Genomic DNA, 18,527 nt, shown 5'->3' on the forward strand with positions numbered 1-18,527 from the left:
CTGACAAGTTTAGGGTTGGCTAACAAAAGCAACAAGTATCAAAATTTATTACCTACGTATAAAATTTAATATTCCAAACGCGTTAAAAAATTGTAATTAAACACATGTCTAAGAATAAACGAGTTACCCTGCTGTTTAACGCCAATAAAGGCTATGACAGAAAGATAATCCAAGGCGTCGCCAAGTACATTCGTGGCGGTGTCGACTGGCAGTTGTTTATTGAGGAAGACTTAGTCACGCGTTTGGATCGACTTTCAAATTGGCACGGTGACGGCATAATTGCCGACTTAGACGATCCGCAAGTGGTCGAATTTGTCCAGAAAAAAGGCATTACCACTGTCGGCGTTGGCGGCTCGTATCGAGACGAGCAAGAATACCCAACCAATATGCCTTACATAGCGACCAATAATGATTTAATTGCAAAAACCGCCGTCGAATACTATCTAAATTTAGGTTACAAAAATCTGGCGTTTTACGGTATGCCCAAAAATAATCATAATCGCTGGGCGTTTGAGCGTGAACAGTCCTTTATGCATTGGGCAAAAGTTTTATCCAACGGCAAAGCCAATACCTACTATTTTCGCGGCAATGCAATTCACTCGCGCAGTTGGGCGTTAGCGCAACAAAAACTAGCAGTATGGTTGGGCAGTTTACCTAACCCAACCGCTATATTATGTGCCACCGACATGCGCGCCCGACAAGTGCTAGAAGCCTGCCATTTAGCTGAATTGAAAGTACCAAATGATATTGCGGTTATGGGGGTTGATGACGATGAAATTATTCGCGACATTACCGGTAATACGCTAAGTACCATTATTCAAGGCACTGAGAATATGGGCTATTTAGCCGCTGCCACGCTAGATAAAGCCATGAAAGGAGAAACAATAAACCCGTTAATCAATATGGTCGACCCAAAAGGGATCGTTGAATCAGCCTCAACCGACTATTTAGCAGTAACCGATGAAGTGGTTAATAAAGCGGTGGCTTATATCAAACAACATGCTTGCGAAGGTATTCAAGCCATCCATGTACTTAACCATTTAGGTTTATCGCGCGCCAATGTTGAAAATCGTTTTAAACAACATTTAAGTAGCTCTATCCATCAAGAAATAACCAATGTGCAATTAGGGCAAGTGCGTAAATTGCTGCAAACCACAGAAAAGACCCTAGCGCAGATCTCACAAGAAACCGGCTACAAAACGGCGCAATATATGATGATGGTATTTAAAAAGCGCTACAAAATGACGCCATCAGAGTACCGTAAGCAAGTGACTGTGGATGCGTTTAGCTAATCAAGGCTGCGAAAATTTATATTGCAGGGCCGAATTTATTTATAAGGTTGGTCGATGTAAAATCGACCCTACAATTTAGTGGATTGGGTTAAATTTCAATCGTTCAAACTAAAACTGGTAACTCACACCTGCGGCCATAATCATTTGGCTATAGTCGTAATTTTCTATAGACGAGCTATTGTCGGTATAGGATAGCTCCGCACTGACTGACCATCTATTACTGATAGCGTAATCAAGATCGACACCGGCATTCCATCTAAAGTCACTGCGCGTGCCTAAATTTGTGGTTTGCGGGTTTTCACCATTTTCATCATACGTAATGCTGGTATTGTCATCTGCGTACTGACTGTCTCGGTAGCCGGCTCTGATCGCAACATCCAAGTCAGCAAACGACCAATGATGGCTGGCATCCAAACCTAAGCGTTGTGCTGAAAAGCTGGTGAAGCCAAAGTCACTATCACGATCATTTTTATCTTCAAGCCAAGCCGTTGTACGAATAGTCCAATAACTTGTTGCATTATGCCGCTGGCGCCAGCGTAAACTTAGCTTATGGCTATCGCCTTCAAGGTAACTAAACTGGCTATCATCAGCCGAGTTTTGCTTATAAACCCAACGCAACGACAAACGACTATTACTATCCAATGTATAGTGATAGCCAGAATCTAAACGCAAGGTCGACATATACTCCTGACTTGCTAAGCTCATTTTATCGTAGCCAAGCGTGACAAAGCCCATATGAGTGTTGTCCTCACCTAGAGTAAAATGACGTTTAGCCCCGACACTCCAATAAGAAACATCGTAATCCGCATACTCAGAATAAGAGGAATCATAATAAGTAAAATCAGCCGCCCAATAATCTTTTGAACGAATGTTTGACTGATAGGTTACCGTGCCTAGGGTTTCAAGGTAATTATCACTGGTTTGAGATGTGGTTTCCTCTCCTGGGGCAATCACATTGTCATCAGCACCATAGCTTAAACCAATAGAGCCAAACCAATCATCTTTGCGGGTTAAACCTAATTTTTTCTTACGGGCGCGTTCCACTGGCAGACCCAATGAATCTTTTACCACTAAAATTTGTCGAGTCGCCAATACGCCAATCGTATCGTCTTTGGTTTCCTTCTCAACTTGCTCAAATACAGCTAAGGCATCGGCTAACTTACCCATCTTCTTGAGTGCAACCCCCTTGTTATAAGTGGCTACACCGGTTTCCTCTAGCGCTTGTTCAACTTGACTGAAGGATTGATAGGCTTGTTGATATTGGCCAAGTTTTATTTGGCAAACACCAATATTGTATAAAACAAAAGGATCTTGCTTTAACGCATAAGATTTTTGATATAACGCCAATGCATTGGTGTAATCTTGCAGCTTAAACGCCTTATCAGCATGGTCGGTGCTCATGGCAATATTATTATCTTGACCATGCGCAGAGAAAATCAGGCCGCTAAGTAGCAGCGCTACGGCAGAGTATCTCATGAGAGCTTCCAGAGATGCTTAACAGCATCTTACAAATTGTTTGAGGTGTTTTGTTAACTTATTTTAATTGTACTAACGGTTAACACGTTTGTCGGCTTTATCAGTTTTTTCGGCGTTTAAAAAAGCGCAGAGCAGTTTGCCAAGGCTTACCACCCTGCGCTTACACCTCAAACCTTATTCGCCTTGTTGCTGAGCTTTGCGTTCTTTTTTCTTTTCACGCATGTCTTGACGACGTTGCTCACGCTCTTCTTTGGCTTCTTCTCTTGCTTGCTTGGCTTCTTGCTTGGCCTGCTCAATAACGGTTTGCAATTCATCCGCATTAGCTTCTTTATAGGCTTTCATTTGTTCTCTTTGTGCATCACGCTTGGCTTTTAATTCTTCTTTTTTTATTGCTAACGCGTCTTCATCACCTGCTTCTTTTAACGCTTTAAGTGCAGCGCGATCAGCTTCACGCTCCGTTTTACGTGCTTCGAGCTCTTCTTGAGTGATGTCACCTTTTTCTAACATAAACTCAGTTACGGCTTCACGAATAGGCGAACCTAGGCTGCGCGCGTGACGCATTTTCTTGTCAGCTACTTCCATAGTGACATCATCTAAATCAATATTTTCGTTCGCTTGTACGTTTAAACTCGCCGCCAAAAATGCGCTTAATACACCAATTTTTAAAATAGTCTTAGTCATTGTTCGTTACCTTATATTCGGTTTTTTAAAAGTTGTGAAAGTTCCAGTTTCGTCAAATATTAGTACTAAGTTGTGAACTCAAATTTCACATTAACTAACCACTTGTTGATTCTGGTTTGCGAAAATCACTTGGCTTTCAAGTGAGTTTTGCGCTTGGCTTTGAGGTGTTACCAAGTTCACTTTAAGTTCAAATTCCTTTTGTTTATTGTCATAGTCCAATGTGGCCATAAAACTCATGGATTGGTTAACATCGATACCCGATGCAACCTGAATAGGCAGTGATAAGGCATTAGCGCCCTTTTTTAAATCCACTAACCAATTCAATTCTTCTTCGCCTTCATAACCTTGTACTGCAACATAGTCTGGCAACATTAGGCTTAAATCTGCGTTAGGCATATCTTGCGGCACATTAATTACTAAAGTCACTTCAGTTAACAATTCATGTTGAGTTAAGGCGACAATATTAGTTGGCGCTGTCGGTTCAACAGTTTGATACTGATAAGCACTAAATAAACCTACAAACATGACAGATGCCGCGACAAAGCCTTTAATAAAACCAGACTGTTGGCCATGCGATTGCTGTAAGCGACCTGTCGCTGTACCTAGCATTTCACTTGCACGCTCTGGTTCTAATTCAGGCGCTTTAAAGCGATGCATCATATTTAAATATTGTCTATGCTCAGCCATGTTAATCTGACATTCAGCGCACGTTTCAATATGGCGCTGAGTCTCCAAAACGTTTTCTTTATCTAATGAGCCATCAATGATTTCATCAAGATGGTTATTTACAAATTCGCAGTTCATATCACTTGCCTCTACTTAACTTGACGCAAACCAACATCAGAAGGTTGCAATTTAAGTGACATTTTTAATTTTTCTCTTGCACGGTGCAGATCAGACTTTAATGTGCCTAATGGCTTATCTAAGATCTCGCTTAATTCCGGCAAGCTGTAACCATTCATATCATGCAAACACAACACCGCTCTGTGACTACTCGACAAATGCGCTAATCCAGCAATAATTTGTTGGTGCAGCACCTTGTCGTCATGCTCGCTAGCATAGGCAGCAAGAGATACCACTTGCTCATTGTCTAAACTATCAACATCGGCTAGGTGTTTATTTTTACGATAACTATCAATAAATTTATTGTATAGGCAGCGCATCAACCAAGGCTTGAGCTTTTCAATACCCTGCAATTTTTGTTGATTGGCATACAAGTCAATCAACAAGTCTTGCAACAAATCTTCAGCATCCGCATGGCTACCCGTATATTGATAAGCCACTTTAAACATCAGGTTCATGTAGGGCGCAAGCAAAGCTTCAAATGAAAGCTGCTTTTGTTTACCCGCAAAAAGTTGAAGAAGTTGGCCCATTAATATCCGTTAGTGGTTGCTTATAGTTTTGCACTGCAAAACGTCTTGTACTTAGCAAGACGTCGACAGATTGAGAAAGGTTGCAATTAATTTATAAATTTTTTAAATAAAATCGCAGTAAAAATTAAACCATTGATTTTATTAATTAAATTCCTAACATTTTTTTAGCTTGCCTGACGAGTTCTTTATCAATGGCTGGTGGACTAATATCAACACCTTCACTCAATTGGGCAATAATTGTTTCCAATACAACCAGCCGAGTTTGTTTTTTATTATTGGCATTAACTAAATGCCAATCGGCATGATTAGTCGAGGTATAGGCAAGCATTTGGTTAATGGCTTTTTCATATTCAGGCCACTTTTCTCGATTACGCAGATCTTCACTGGTTAACTTCCAGCGTTTATGCGGATCATTTAACCTCTGTTTAAAACGCTTTAATTGTTCCTCTGGAGATATATGCAGAAAAAATTTGACGATCCTCACTCCATCATCGCTAAGTAAGCGTTCAAATTCGTTGATCTCTTGATAGGCTCGTTGCCATTCTTGCTTACTAGCAAACCCTTCAATACGTTCAACTAAAACTCGACCATAATAACTGCGGTCAAAAATAGAGATGGTGCCGGGTTTAGGTAACTTGGTTTGAAAACGGTATAAATAATGTCGACCCTGTTCTTCATGCTTAGGTGCAGCAATCGGATACACACGAAAGCCACGCGGATCAAGCTTTTCGGTTATCCGCCTAATAGCGCCACCTTTACCACTAGCATCCCAACCTTCAAACACTAAAATAGCGCGACGACCTTGATGAAAATACGCTTGTTGTATCAATAATAATTGATATTGTAACTTTGCTAGCAACTTGTAATAGGTGGCTTTATTTGCAAAGCTGCGCTCGGGTTTAAGATCAGTAATATCGGTTATTTGCGCCGGCTCAGTAACCAGATGAATCGGTGACGGTTTAAACATAGTGAACTTTCCTTGCTTTGGGTGTGATCAATCTTAGCTTTTGATTTAATCCTATATCAAGTTTTCGCAGATCTTAGCTGTTTGTTATACTTATACAATCCTGTCTTTCAATTGCCAGAAAGACAACTAGTTAGATAGTCGTTCATAGAGATGCAACAAGCTGAGTTATTTGAAATTGCCGACGTGAAAAGTCCGTGTATTGGTTTATGCCAAAGCGGGCCGCGTGGCTATTGCAAAGGCTGCCTGCGAAGCCGTGAAGAACGCTATTATTGGAAACACTTAAACGAAAAACAAAAAATAAAGGTGTTATCCTTGTGTGAAATGCGCAAAAAGAAACTATCGAGCAAACAAGCTAAACAACAAGAAGCTGAACTCATGGCTGAATTTAAACAGCAAACCCAGTTTGAACTATTTTGACTAGGTATAAGTTGATGTGTGGCCGATTAAACGTAATAGACGACCCTTCAGTCCAACAATTAATGTTTGAACTAGGCATTACTGAACCTGAACGCAAACTGAATACCGCGCGCTTTAAACGCGCAACCGATGCGGTCACCATCATTTATCAACAACACGGCCAACGCATAGCAGAAGATGCCATATGGTGGTTATTGCTTGATAAAACTGAGTTAGGCTTTAAACCCTCTAAATACACCTCGTTCAATACTCGGTACGATAAATTAACCGTACCGCGCAGCGCCGGATTTATTCCTTTTAAACAAAGCCGCTGTGTGATTGTAGCCAAAGGCTTTGGCGAAACTGAATATGCCAATAAAAAGCCTATTCATTATTACGACATGCAAGCCGAGCACGGGCAAGCATTAGCATTCGGTGGCCTGTACAAAGAATGGCGCCACCCACAAAGTGGCGAGCGGCAATTAAGCTGCTCAATTATCACCTTGCCACCTCATGAAAAATTAAAACACATTCACAGCAAAGCCATGCCTTTAATATTGCCGCAGCATGATAGCTTAGCAAGCATAAACGCTTGGCTGGATACCTGCAAACCTCAACAACTTAATCACCTATTACAAGCTCACTTACCGCAAAACCTAATTGCCCAGCAAATAGATAAACCGAGTCACTATAACCCTGTTGGCCAAACGCAATTTATTGCAGCTGACTAAGTTAACCTCAACCACAGACATCACTTGGTAAAATGCGCGGTTTCTGCTATTTTTCGCGGTAATCAAAACATTTGTTAAGGAACACTAATGCCTAAGGCGAGTGAAATTAAAAAGAACGTTGCCATTGAATACAATGGTCAAGTTGTGATTGTGCGTGATATCGAACGCTCAGTACCCCAAGGCCGTGCAGGTGGCAGCTTATACCGCATGCGCATGTATGATGTGGTCACGGGTCGTAAAATCGATGAAACCTTCAAAGCAGAAGAAATGCTGAACTTAGCTGACTTAACCCGTCGCGATGCCATGCTTTCCTATATTGACGGTGAAGAATATGTGTTTATGGACAACGAAGATTACACGCCATATCACATCAACAAAGAGTCAATCGCCGACGAAGTGTTATTCATTAACGAAGAAACCACAGGCCTGCAAGTTGTATTAGTTGAAGGTAACCCAGTTGCTATTGACTTACCGCCAAACGTACAACTAGTAATTGAAGAAACCGCACCGTCAATTAAAGGCGCATCTGCCAGTGCCCGCACTAAACCAGCTACCTTAACAACAGGCTTAGTGGTGCAAGTACCTGAGCATATCTCGACAGGCGATCGCATTAAAATTAATACGGCTGAGAGCAAATTTGTTAGCCGTGGTGATTAGTTTGAAAGACAAATAAATTGTCCTACCCCTCAACCTAAACAGGCAAGCAGAAACATGTTTTTTGCTTGTCTATTTTGTTAAAAGCTGTGATAGCATAGCCGAAACTTCACTCTTTACATTCACTCGTTTTGTCAAAAATAGTTTCACCTTCATTCTCCGTACAAAAAGACTCTAACCAACAACGATCGGCTGACACACTGATTATTCTCGATTTTGAAACCACAGGCTTGTCGCCAAATATGGGCGATCGCGCTATCGAAATTGGTGCGGTAAAACTAGAAAAAGGCCAAGTGGTAGATAGTTTTCAACGCTTAATGGATCCGGGATTTCGTATTAATAGCTTTATTGAAAACTACACGGGGATCAGCAATGCGATGTTAGCGGGCGAAGCCGATTGTGAGACAGTGATGACAGAGTTTGCTGATTTTGTTGGCGACGCTAATTTAATTGCCCACAATGCGTCATTTGATAAAAAGTTTTTAGATGCCGAATTTGAACGAGTCGGCTTTCAATATAGCGGCGGTTTTAGTTGTTCGCTGTTATTATCTCGCCGTATTAACCAAGATGCACCAAGCCATAAGCTTGGAGACTTGATCCGCTATAAGCAAATCCCATCCGAAGGCCAGTTTCACCGCGCGTTATTCGATGCTGAAATGACGGCCAAGCTTTGGTGTTTAATGATTGACGATATTAAACAGCAATACAACCTCGCCGAAGTGCCATTTGCCTTAGTACAAAAAATTTGTAAAACGCCTAAGGCGAAAGTGGCTGAAGTTATTGGTAAGTGGCGGGGGGAATAACCTAATTGATACACATCTTTTGCACGTAATTTTTAGGATTGTGAGTATTAGGCGGTTTATCAAGCTACAAATAGACTAAATCCGGCCAACTATACAGAGTTAACAACTCTAAAGATTGTTTTTATCTTCAATCTTAGCTTTGATTTTATTAACAATTTTTGGCACGTCTAAATTAAACCACTTTCCTTCATATTTCTTGAATTGCAATCCCTCGATAGGCTCCCAATAATCAATTATATCAGTGCTAGGTAATTGCTTTTTAGTCTCATCTAGGTTGTTTTCCAACAACTCTATTTCGCGATTTTTAAGCGATAATTCGGTTTTAGACAATGACAGTTGGGATTGCAGATGTTGAACCGTCGCGGCCAATTGTTGGTAGCGTACCTGAGCTTCTAAACTATCTTCAACAATTACAATTGACGCCAAATCACTGCTAGGTAATGAAAGATAAGTCGCTAATGCGGAATTGATTTTATGTAGGGCGTCCGCCTCATCTTTTGGCTCAACGGTTAGAATAGTTTGGCTATCTTTGGATTCTATTGAAGTGTTATTTTCGATACCTAGATCTTCGAGGAATTTGCCGAAGTAGAAGAGATATTGGTTAAAAATAGCCTTAATTTCGTTGGGAAAATCGAAGCTATTAAATACTCCACTTCTTTCTTTTATTGCATTGTTACTTGTGACTATCCCTGCATTAACTACTTGGATAATCTGAATAACTTTGGACAATAAATCTTCACTTTCAAGCAGGTCAAATTAAAAAAATAGGCTCGGACCAGTGTCATCTTTAAAAGAACATGTTGGTTCTGTAGATAGATTATCTAAGCTGGCTAGGAAAGACTTGTCTTCAATAAGATACTCTATTACTTTTGAAAAGATTGTAATATCTTCCCAGTACTTGTTCTCAAACCAAATTTGAAACTCGTAGGGAAGTTTTTCACGAGTCGAATCTAATCGAATATAGCCAGGATGCTTGCCTATAACGTTTGGGATAATGTCACAGAAAAATAGACCATCGATAACCTTAAGCCCCTTCAATTCATCAATTTCTAATTCCTTACCACCATCCGCAATTTTATATTCGAATAAGTATGAATATTTCCTATCTTCATAATATTCACCATTAAAAGACCCATTTTTCGTAATTAGTTTAGGATCCTCTTTATCCAATATAAATTCCATTTCCCAACCTCTAGCGATTTATTGATGCAGAGGTCATATTATCCCCTCACCAAATAAAAAACACAAAAAAACCGCCTTTCGGCGGTTTTTATATTTCGGGATAAACTATTGCTAGCGCAATAGTTGCAAGCATAAATGCTCGCCTACCAATCTTAACCAGTAAACACGCGGGCGTTACGGAACATACGTACCCAAGGAGAGTCTTCTTGCCACTCTTCTGGGTGCCATGAGTTAGTCACACTACGGAATACACGCTCTGGGTGTGGCATCATAGCTAATGCACGGCCATCTGCTGAAACTACACCGGTAATACCTTCTGGTGAACCATTCGGGTTAGCAGGGTATGTTTCTGTCACTTGACCATAGTTATTTACATAACGTAAGGCGACTGCGCCTGACTTGTTGAATGCATCGAAGTGCGCTTGGTCTTTAAATTCTGCACGACCTTCACCGTGAGAAACTGCAATACCCATGCGTGAACCCGCCATGCCGTTAAAGAATACTGAGTTAGACTCTTGTACTTCAACTAAGCTATAACGTGCTTCGAAACGCTCGGAAATATTACGCACAAAACGTGGCCAGTTTTCAGCACCTGGGATCAACTCTTTAAGGGTTGATAGCATCTGACAACCATTACACACACCTAATGAGAAGGTGTTGTCACGGTTAAAGTAAGTTTGGAACTGTTCACGAGCTTGTTCGTTGAAAAGAATTGATTTCGCCCAACCTTCACCAGCACCTAAAACGTCACCGTATGAGAAACCACCACAAGCGACTAAGCCGTGGAATTGCTCTAAGGTTAAACGACCTTCTAAGATGTCGCTCATATGTACATCGTGTGCTTCAAAACCGGCACGGTTAAATACCGCAGCCATTTCAACGTGCGAGTTAACACCTTGCTCACGTAATACTGCAACTTTCGGCAATGCGCCTTTAGCAATATATGGCGCTGCAACATCTTCGTTAATGTCGAACGTTAGCTCGGCGTGTAAACCTGGGTCTTCGCTATCAGCTTTAGCATCAAATTCTTGCTTAGCACACGTTGGGTTGTCACGTAAGCTTTGCATATGTAGTGTCGTTTCAGCCCACATTTGACGATAGGTTACGCGCGACTCTTCAAGTACCACATTGTCGTCGCCTTGAGTGATAATAATCTTGTCGTCGCTATTTAAACCACCAAGGTTGTGCACTAAGTCAGCAATACCGTTTGCTTCAAATACGGCGGCAACGGCATCTAAATCGTCATTACTAACTTGAATAACCGCACCTAACTCTTCGTTAAACAACGCGTTAATCGCAGTATCGTCAAGCGAAGCAATATCGGCTGTAATACCGGTTTTACCGGCAAACGCCATTTCAGCTAAGGTGACGAACAAACCACCATCTGAACGGTCGTGATAAGCCAATAGTTTTTCATCAGCGACTAAGGTTTGAATTGCATCGAAGAAACCTTTTAATGCTTGCGCATCATCAACATCAGGCGTTACATCACCTAATTGCTTGTAAACCTGAGCTAAACAAGAACCACCTAAACGGTTTTTACCTGCGCCTAAGTCAACTAATAATAAGCTAGTCTCACCTTTGTCAGTGCGAAGCTGCGGAGTAACCGTTTTACGTACGTCGTTAACACGACCAAATGCGGTAATCACTAGTGATAATGGTGAAGTAACGGTTTTGTCTTCACCGTTTTCATTCCATGCCGTTTTCATCGACATCGAATCTTTACCGACTGGAATAGTTAAGCCTAATGCCGGACATAACTCTTCACCCACCGCTTTAACCGCTTCGTAAAGACCTGCATCTTCACCTGGGTGACCTGCTGGACTCATCCAGTTAGCTGATAGTTTAACGCGTTTTAAATCGCCAATATCAGACGCAGCAATGTTAGTTAATGATTCAGCTACCGCTAAACGCGCTGATGCACCAAAGTTAAGTAGAGCAACCGGAGTACGCTCACCCATTGCCATAGCTTCACCATGGTAGGTATCTAGTGCAGCAGTTGTTACGGCAACGTCTGCGACAGGCACCTGCCAAGGACCAACCATTTGGTCACGAGCTACCATACCGGTAACAGAGCGGTCACCTATGGTGATAAGGAATGTTTTTTCCGCGATAGTTGGTAAGCGTAATAAACGCTGCGCCGCATCAGCTACTGTAATGTCAGTAAAGTCAATTGCCTGACCTTCTGCTTGCGCTGATTTAACATCGCGATGCATTTTAGGTGCTTTACCTAACAATACGTCTAGTGGTAAATCGATAGGCTTGTTATCGAAGTGGCTATCGTTAAGCGTTAAGTGTAATTCTTCAGTCGCTTCACCAATGACTGCGTACTGGGCGCGTTCACGTTGACAGATCGCTTCGAATTTAGCTAAGTCTTCTTTAGAGACAGCTAATACATAACGCTCTTGCGATTCGTTACACCAGATCTCAAGTGGTGACATGCCCGGTTCATCGTTTGGTACATCACGTAACTCAAACTTACCACCACGACCACCGTCGTTAACAAGCTCTGGCATGGCATTTGATAAACCGCCAGCACCCACATCGTGGATAAAGGCGATTGGGTTTGCATCACCTAGCTGCCAACATTTGTCGATAACTTCCTGACAACGACGTTCCATTTCTGGGTTTTCTCGTTGTACTGAAGCAAAATCTAAATCTTCTGACGATTGACCTGATGCCATTGATGAAGCTGCACCGCCACCAAGACCAATGTTCATGGCTGGGCCACCTAATACGATTAAGTGGGCACCAACTGGGATTTCACCTTTTTGCGTATGCTCAGGGCGAATATTACCCATACCACCAGCCAGCATAATTGGCTTGTGGTAACCACGCACTTCTTCACCTGCGTGGCTATTAACTTTTTCTTCGTAAGTACGGAAGTAACCCGTAAGCGCAGGACGACCAAATTCATTGTTAAATGCCGCGCCACCTAATGGGCCTTCAAGCATAATATCTAATGGTGTAACGATACGGTCTGGCTTACCAAAGTCTGTTTCCCAAGGTTGTTCAAAACCTGGTATTTTAAGGTTAGAAACCGTAAAACCAACTAAACCGGCTTTTGGCTTAGAACCACGACCAGTAGCACCTTCGTCTCGAATTTCACCACCTGAACCTGTCGCTGCACCAGGGAAAGGCGAAATCGCAGTTGGGTGGTTATGCGTTTCGACTTTCATCAGAATGTCGATTTGCTCAAAGTTGTAATCGTAAACACCAGTTTCAGGGTTCGGAAAGAAACGACCGGCTTCACTACCATGCATAACCGCAGCATTATCTTTGTATGCCGATGTTACAAAGTCAGGCGTGGTTTCCATGGTGTTTTTAATCATTTTGAACAATGACTTAGGCTGTTTCTCGCCATCAATTGTCCAATCTGCATTAAAGATCTTATGACGACAATGCTCTGAGTTAGCTTGTGCGAACATGCAAAGTTCGATGTCGTTCGGGTTACGACCTAACTTGGTAAAGTTTTCGACCAAGTAATCAATTTCATCGTCGGCTAACGCAAAGCCCATTTTGACATTGGCTTCGGCTAGTGCATCGCGACCGCCTTCAAGAATATCAACGCTGCTAAATTCAGCAGGTTCTGCTGCAGCAAATAACGCTTGTGCTTGCGCCGTGTCAACAAAAATCACTTCCATCATGCGGTCGTGAATTAAACCTTTAAACGTTGCTAACTGGTCTGCTGTTAAGTCGCTTGAGGTTTCAATGTAGTAAGCAATACCGCGCTCAACACGTTTAACTTTGTCTAGGCCGCAGTTTTTAGCAATATTAGTTGCTTTAGATGACCAAGGAGAAATAGTTCCCGGACGCGGTGTGACTAGCAACAACTGACCAACAGGCTCATGTTCTTGAATAGTTGGGCCGTAAGTTAGCAATTTATCTAATTTTGCTTGTTCGTCAGCAGAAAGAGCAGCCGAAACATTAGCAAAATGCATAAATTCTGCGTAAATGCTTGTTACAGGAAGACTTTGTTCCTGACAGCTGGCTAGGAGTTTATTGATACGAAATTCAGAAAGTGCTGGGGCACCACGAAGGATTTCCATAAACAGAATCACCTAAAGAGATAGTAATAAGTTTAAAACCCAAATAGTTGTTCACTATATGGTCAACATGCACTAAAAAATGAGTATAGTCAGATCAGAAAGCACATGCTGGAAAATAAGGTGGCGTAGTATAGTAAAAATTCTGTTGTTTTTAAAATAAACAGTAAAATGCTGTTAGACCATTTTTGACAGTTAAGTGCCATAAAATCATGAAGTGGCGATTTTTGGGGAATATTAGCCTTAGATCTCCGTCAATCGTCACTAAGCAATTGACCTAGTGTCAGCCCATCAGCTACTCTTTCGCCTTACACAAATTAACAAAACCACAACACGAGTGCACAACCAGTTTTTATGATGTTTTTTTTGAATGCTTACAATCGGATTTTATCAAGTACCCCGCATTCAAAAAATGTATCGTCGACTTGTGTACAGATCTTCTGTTTACTGAGTTGCCTGTTTTTTATTGGCTGTAAACCCGACCCTGCACCTGAGCTTAATCACGCCGAGCAAATTCAACAACGCGCAAAAATTCGCATTGGTACTTTATATGGTCAAACGACTTATCATTTAGCTAAGGACGGGCCAATCGGTTTTGAATATGAACTGATGTCAGGCTTTGCCGACTTTATCAATGTTGATCTGGAAATTGTACCGGTTTTTAATTTAAGCGAATTATACCCGCGCCTTGCACGTAATGAGATAGACTTTATCGCGTCTAATGTCGCAATAACGCCTGAGCGACAAAAACGATATCGATTTGCACCGCCATACAAAACGGTTACCCCCAAGCTAATTTACAAACAAGGCGACACTCAACCTAATACGCTTAACGAATTACAAGGCACGTTAGTCGTTACCGAAGACAGCAGTCATGCTGAATGGTTACAAGCCAATCAATCACGATTTCCTAACTTAGATTGGCGCAGTACCGCGGATCAAGATGCCGAAGAGTTAATGCAAGCCGTTTTAAACGACGAAATTGCCTATACCATAGTTGACTCCAATCAAATTGCCATCAACCGTCGTGTTTACCCTGAATTGAGTATCGGCTTTAATGTACGGCAAGCAGAACAAATAGCTTGGGTATTTAATCGCTCGCAAGATGATTCGTTATACGCCTTATTTATTGAATACTTTGGCAAAATAAATCAAGACGGAAGCTTAGCTTTATTAGAAGAAAAGTATTACGGCCATGTACGCGAATTTAATTACGTCGACACCCGCAAATTTTTAGAGCGAGTGGAAACAACATTGCCACAATACAAACCTTGGTTTGAACAATACGGCAAGCAATTTGGTTTAGATTGGCGTTTACTCGCCGCCTTAAGTTACCAAGAAAGTCACTGGAACCCAAAAGCCAAATCGCCAACAGGCGTACGCGGTATGATGATGTTAACTCTGCCCACCGCCAAAGATGTCGGTATAAAAAATCGACTCAATGCAGAAGCGAGCATAAAAGGCGGTGCTAAGTACTTGGCCAGTCTTAAATCGCGTATACCAGCCCGAATACAAGATCCTGACCGACTCTGGTTTGCATTAGCCGCCTACAATATTGGCTTAGGTCATTTAGAAGATGCTCGCGTGCTAACTCAACGGGATGGTGGCCATCCAGATAAATGGGTTGAGGTAAGAGAACGCCTGCCTTGGCTACGCATGAAGCGTTATTATAAAACCGTTAAATATGGTTTTGCGCGTGGTAACGAAGCGGTGACTTATGTCGGTAATATTCGTCGCTACTATGACTCTTTAGTCTGGCTAGATAATCTAGCAGTTAAACCTGCCATTGAGCCCAATATTGACAATAAAAACTCAATCAAACCTGAGTTTGATCAACTCATCATTGCTGAATAACCCGTTAAAATTAAGTTACAGCCTTATTTCTTGCGGTCATCTATCGAATAAATTTGGCAATAAATCGGAATAGGAGTTGAAAAAACAACCGCAACGGTGATATTTTGAACGGACGGCCTGTTATAAAATAAGCAAAATCAATCGCCTTTTGTAATCATGCTGTAACAAATGATCGATTTAATTCGATATGCGTTTTATATGGTTAAGTAAAACGTATCAAACAAAAAAGGAGTAACTATGATTAAACGTAGTATGAAAACAACTAACCAACGTAAGCGTTTGTTGAAAAAGGCTCATTCGAAAGTCGTATGGCGTCGCATCAACTTTGCTAACAAGCAAATGCATGAGTTGGCTGAAGCGTAAGCTTTTTTGCCGACTCATCATTTACCCTTCCCTGTATTATTCAACTTATCAAAAATTCACTTTCCAAAATCAATAACCTTTATAAACACAAGTAAATGCCCAGCTAGCCGTTGGCTTGTAAAGCTTTTTGCTCTTTCTTTAATGCTTTAATTTCTTTACGTCTGCGCTTGAAAAATGCAGATAACTTGTCGCCACATTCTTGGGCCAGCACCCCTGAAGTCACATCTATTTGATGGTTAAGTTGTGGATGTTGCACCAAATCCATTATCGAACCACAGCATCCTGTTTTTGCATCACTGGCACCATAAACTAAACGTTTTATCCGGCTATGCACCAATAAACCTGCACACATAGGACAAGGTTCCAACGTGACATACAAGGTGCAGTCCACTAAGCGGTAATTATTTACCACTTGCCCTGCTTGGCGTATCGCTATCATTTCTGCATGAGCAGATGGATCATTTAAGGTTATCGATTGGTTGTAACCCGTGGCTATTACTTCATCGTTACAGACAACGATAGCACCAACGGGTATTTCATTTATTTGCTCAGCTTTATCTGCTTCTTGCAGTGCGAGTTGCATCCAATATGCATCACTTTTAGGGGTTGTCGAGTTCAAAGGCTTAACTCTTTGGTTAATCTACAGCAATTTTACCTACGACCTTTAAGGAATAGAAGTAATAGCCGCATATTCCTGATAAACTGCGCGCAATCAACATGTATCAATAAAGGTCAATTCGAACATGAAAGTATGTGGCGTTGAATTTAAAGCCAATGACGCGGTAATTAGCGTAGTAGAAGACAACCAAGGTATGTTTAACTTACCTGAAGTTCGTGTTAGTCGTGTGGCATTAGACAGTGCTGAAGATGGCGAAGCCTTGCAGAAATTCCAATTTACCTTTGCCAAACTTATGCAAGATTACCATATTGAAAATGTGGTAATCAAAGCTCGCCCGATGAAAGGAAAATTTTCTGGTAGTGCGGTTAGCTTTAAAATGGAAGCCGCTATTCAACTAATTGAAAATCTGAATATTGAATTGATGGCATCAAATGAAATAAAAGCCGTAATGAAGAAAAATCCACTACCCATTGATTTTAAAGAAACTGGATTGAAAGTATTTCAGGAAGGGGCTTTTACAGTCGCGTATGCTTATTTAATGCAGAAATAATGCTTGTTCTTGTAATGGTCTCTTAACTTAAGAGACCATTGTCATTCTCAACTTATTAAGCTTCGCAGCTTTTACAAGACTTACACAGGCGCATATTCATGACATGCGCAAAAATAATCAAGCCAGCTCCAATTAACAGCACAATAGTTTGTAGCTCCTCACCTAAAAAATCTCGAGAAACATACAAAACAATACCTAATGCTAATGCATAAAGCGGGTAAAGCTTTTTATGATAGCGATGAAAGCCGGTAAACAAAGCTATCGCGCCAGCAGCCAACGTTAAAACAAGGATAAGATGCTCAAAACCATGGCCAGCTAAGAAACCAAGCCCGACCAATGGCAATACAGGCAGTAACACGGGTAAGAAAATACAATGCAAAGCACACAAAGAAGTGACAACAATGCCCAACTTATCAACCAAATTGCCTTTATTTAAATCTCGCACAAGATACACTACCTGTAAAAAATGGGCGGCAACTTTACCACACCCAACTCGGATTTGAAATGTTATTCTATAACATCTGTTACTATATAGCATAACAAAAACGGGTTATTTTTTGACTTAGATCTTGTTTACAAGTCTTATCCGTTTCACCTACTTATAGCTTTTACATTGATAACTATAGTTTTTTGTTGTTGTCGAGCCTATGCTTCGGCCTATATGCTTAGTTGATTGTGTTCTTCACATTGAATATGCATGTCGTTTGTAAAACAACTTTTATCCAGTGTCGGCATTGGTGCAGCCAAAGTCGATACTATATTGCTCAACAGCCGCTATGCTCCGGGCGATACTATTAACGCTACGGTATTAATTAAAGGTGGCAAAAATACGCAAGCTATCGACGCTATTTATTTTAGTGTGCACTGCACATACGATGAAGAAGACGACGATGGTAATATAGTTGAGCGTGTCTGTACCTTAGATAAAACTCAAATAGGCGAGCATTTTTCAATAGCGCCAGGCCAAGAGCAAGAATTCCAAGTACAACTTAAACTGCCTTATAACACGCCATTAACTGGTGGTAATAGCCAAGTGTGGATAGCAACTGGGTTAGACATTCGCTTCGCCTTAGATCCCAAAGATAAAGACAGAATTGAAGTTGTGCCCAATAATCTCATTGGCAATCTGTTTGACGCCTTTGCTGAATTAGGCTTAGAACCTATTACCGCTCATTCAATCAAAACTCGTTGTCCGCTACGCAGTGGTTTACCTTTTGCGCAAATATTTTCTTTTAAAGCCACAAGTGGTAAATATCGCAGCCGGTTAGACGAAGTAGAACTTATTTTTACCTGTTACGAAGAGCATCTGGATGCATTCATTGAGCTGGAAACAAAAACACACGGCGTATCGGGTTGGCTTGCTGACAAATTAGATTTAAATGAAAGCAAAACCAAATTATGTATCACCCGCGACGATATAGAAAACTTACCTATGTTACTCAATGATTTTATTGCTAGTTCTTTGTAGTTTTAAAATATATAGTCAAAGCGATCGGGTTTTAGGGGAAGCTGTCAAGCGGCAAGACCCCATGAGCATATG

Annotated in this window: 19 protein-coding genes; 9 read left to right on the forward strand and 10 right to left on the reverse strand. The window is 41.2% G+C overall.

Features of this window, described 5'->3' with window-relative positions; all coding sequences use genetic code 11:
- Window positions 1-104 precede the first annotated feature (104 nt).
- The gene (locus C2869_RS19360) at window positions 105-1,292 is read left to right on the forward strand and encodes a XylR family transcriptional regulator (protein ID WP_108604491.1); all 1,188 of its coding nucleotides are present in this window, start codon (window positions 105-107) and stop codon (window positions 1,290-1,292) included.
- Window positions 1,293-1,400: 108 nt separating this feature from the next.
- Here C2869_RS19360 and C2869_RS19365 read toward each other — a convergent pair whose 3' ends face one another.
- The 5 genes from C2869_RS19365 to C2869_RS19385 form a co-directional block, all read right to left on the reverse strand.
- On the reverse strand, window positions 1,401-2,768 hold the full coding sequence (locus C2869_RS19365; protein ID WP_108604492.1) for a tetratricopeptide repeat protein: 1,368 nt from the start codon (window positions 2,766-2,768) through the stop codon (window positions 1,401-1,403).
- A 174-nt stretch (window positions 2,769-2,942) separates the two neighbouring features.
- Complete coding sequence (locus C2869_RS19370) at window positions 2,943-3,449, reverse strand: hypothetical protein (protein ID WP_108604493.1); 507 nt, start codon at window positions 3,447-3,449, stop codon at window positions 2,943-2,945.
- Window positions 3,450-3,539: 90 nt separating this feature from the next.
- A complete protein-coding gene (locus C2869_RS19375; RefSeq protein ID WP_108604494.1) occupies window positions 3,540-4,253 on the reverse strand; it encodes an anti-sigma factor family protein in 714 nt (237 codons plus the stop codon).
- A gap of 11 nt (window positions 4,254-4,264) precedes the next feature.
- Complete coding sequence (locus C2869_RS19380; RefSeq protein WP_108604495.1) at window positions 4,265-4,822, reverse strand: RNA polymerase sigma factor; 558 nt, start codon at window positions 4,820-4,822, stop codon at window positions 4,265-4,267.
- A 145-nt stretch (window positions 4,823-4,967) separates the two neighbouring features.
- Window positions 4,968-5,789: a polyphosphate kinase 2 family protein gene (locus tag C2869_RS19385; RefSeq protein WP_108604496.1), complete on the reverse strand. Its 822-nt coding sequence runs from the start codon at window positions 5,787-5,789 to the stop codon at window positions 4,968-4,970.
- Window positions 5,790-5,939: 150 nt separating this feature from the next.
- Here C2869_RS19385 and C2869_RS19390 point away from each other — a divergent pair, with 150 nt between their 5' ends.
- The 4 genes from C2869_RS19390 (at window position 5,940) to C2869_RS19405 (ending at window position 8,373) form a co-directional block, all read left to right on the forward strand.
- Window positions 5,940-6,206 (forward strand): DUF1289 domain-containing protein, encoded by a 267-nt coding sequence (locus C2869_RS19390; protein WP_108604497.1) that lies wholly within the window; start codon window positions 5,940-5,942, stop codon window positions 6,204-6,206.
- A gap of 14 nt (window positions 6,207-6,220) precedes the next feature.
- Window positions 6,221-6,916 (forward strand): SOS response-associated peptidase family protein, encoded by a 696-nt coding sequence (locus C2869_RS19395; protein WP_108604498.1) that lies wholly within the window; start codon window positions 6,221-6,223, stop codon window positions 6,914-6,916.
- Between the two features lie 87 nt (window positions 6,917-7,003).
- The gene (efpL, locus tag C2869_RS19400; RefSeq protein ID WP_108604499.1) at window positions 7,004-7,573 is read left to right on the forward strand and encodes an elongation factor P-like protein EfpL; all 570 of its coding nucleotides are present in this window, start codon (window positions 7,004-7,006) and stop codon (window positions 7,571-7,573) included.
- Window positions 7,574-7,701: 128 nt separating this feature from the next.
- Window positions 7,702-8,373, forward strand: a complete 672-nt coding sequence (locus C2869_RS19405) for a 3'-5' exonuclease (RefSeq protein WP_228710705.1) — start codon at window positions 7,702-7,704, stop codon at window positions 8,371-8,373.
- A gap of 108 nt (window positions 8,374-8,481) precedes the next feature.
- On the opposite strand, the gene C2869_RS19410 is transcribed toward C2869_RS19405, so the two are convergent.
- From C2869_RS19410 to purL, 3 genes are all read right to left on the reverse strand, one after another.
- Complete coding sequence (locus C2869_RS19410; RefSeq protein WP_108604500.1) at window positions 8,482-9,102, reverse strand: hypothetical protein; 621 nt, start codon at window positions 9,100-9,102, stop codon at window positions 8,482-8,484.
- A 27-nt stretch (window positions 9,103-9,129) separates the two neighbouring features.
- Complete coding sequence (locus C2869_RS19415; RefSeq protein WP_108604501.1) at window positions 9,130-9,555, reverse strand: hypothetical protein; 426 nt, start codon at window positions 9,553-9,555, stop codon at window positions 9,130-9,132.
- 152 nt (window positions 9,556-9,707) lie between these two features.
- Window positions 9,708-13,604: a phosphoribosylformylglycinamidine synthase gene (purL, locus tag C2869_RS19420; RefSeq protein WP_108604502.1), complete on the reverse strand. Its 3,897-nt coding sequence runs from the start codon at window positions 13,602-13,604 to the stop codon at window positions 9,708-9,710.
- A gap of 351 nt (window positions 13,605-13,955) precedes the next feature.
- Between purL and mltF the strand changes: the two genes are divergently transcribed.
- Both mltF and C2869_RS23000 read left to right on the forward strand, forming a co-directional pair.
- The gene (mltF, locus tag C2869_RS19425) at window positions 13,956-15,455 is read left to right on the forward strand and encodes a membrane-bound lytic murein transglycosylase MltF (RefSeq protein WP_228710706.1); all 1,500 of its coding nucleotides are present in this window, start codon (window positions 13,956-13,958) and stop codon (window positions 15,453-15,455) included.
- Window positions 15,456-15,692: 237 nt separating this feature from the next.
- Entirely contained in the window at window positions 15,693-15,818 is a 126-nt protein-coding gene (locus C2869_RS23000; protein WP_268958764.1) for a hypothetical protein, read from the forward strand.
- Window positions 15,819-15,921: 103 nt separating this feature from the next.
- On the opposite strand, the gene tadA is transcribed toward C2869_RS23000, so the two are convergent.
- The gene (gene tadA / locus C2869_RS19430) at window positions 15,922-16,437 is read right to left on the reverse strand and encodes a tRNA adenosine(34) deaminase TadA (RefSeq protein ID WP_228710707.1); all 516 of its coding nucleotides are present in this window, start codon (window positions 16,435-16,437) and stop codon (window positions 15,922-15,924) included.
- 124 nt (window positions 16,438-16,561) lie between these two features.
- Here tadA and C2869_RS19435 point away from each other — a divergent pair, with 124 nt between their 5' ends.
- Window positions 16,562-16,987 (forward strand): DUF3010 family protein, encoded by a 426-nt coding sequence (locus C2869_RS19435; RefSeq protein WP_108604503.1) that lies wholly within the window; start codon window positions 16,562-16,564, stop codon window positions 16,985-16,987.
- Window positions 16,988-17,042: 55 nt separating this feature from the next.
- Here C2869_RS19435 and C2869_RS19440 read toward each other — a convergent pair whose 3' ends face one another.
- The gene (locus tag C2869_RS19440) at window positions 17,043-17,432 is read right to left on the reverse strand and encodes a MerC domain-containing protein (protein WP_228710708.1); all 390 of its coding nucleotides are present in this window, start codon (window positions 17,430-17,432) and stop codon (window positions 17,043-17,045) included.
- Between the two features lie 252 nt (window positions 17,433-17,684).
- On the opposite strand from C2869_RS19440, the gene C2869_RS19445 reads away from it, so the two are divergent.
- Window positions 17,685-18,455 carry a sporulation protein gene (locus C2869_RS19445; RefSeq protein WP_108604505.1) on the forward strand — a complete coding sequence of 257 codons (771 nt, stop codon included), beginning with the start codon at window positions 17,685-17,687 and terminating at the stop codon, window positions 18,453-18,455.
- Window positions 18,456-18,527: the final 72 nt, after the last annotated feature.

Source organism: Saccharobesus litoralis (assembly GCF_003063625.1).
Taxonomy (GTDB): Bacteria; Pseudomonadota; Gammaproteobacteria; order Enterobacterales; family Alteromonadaceae; genus Saccharobesus; species Saccharobesus litoralis.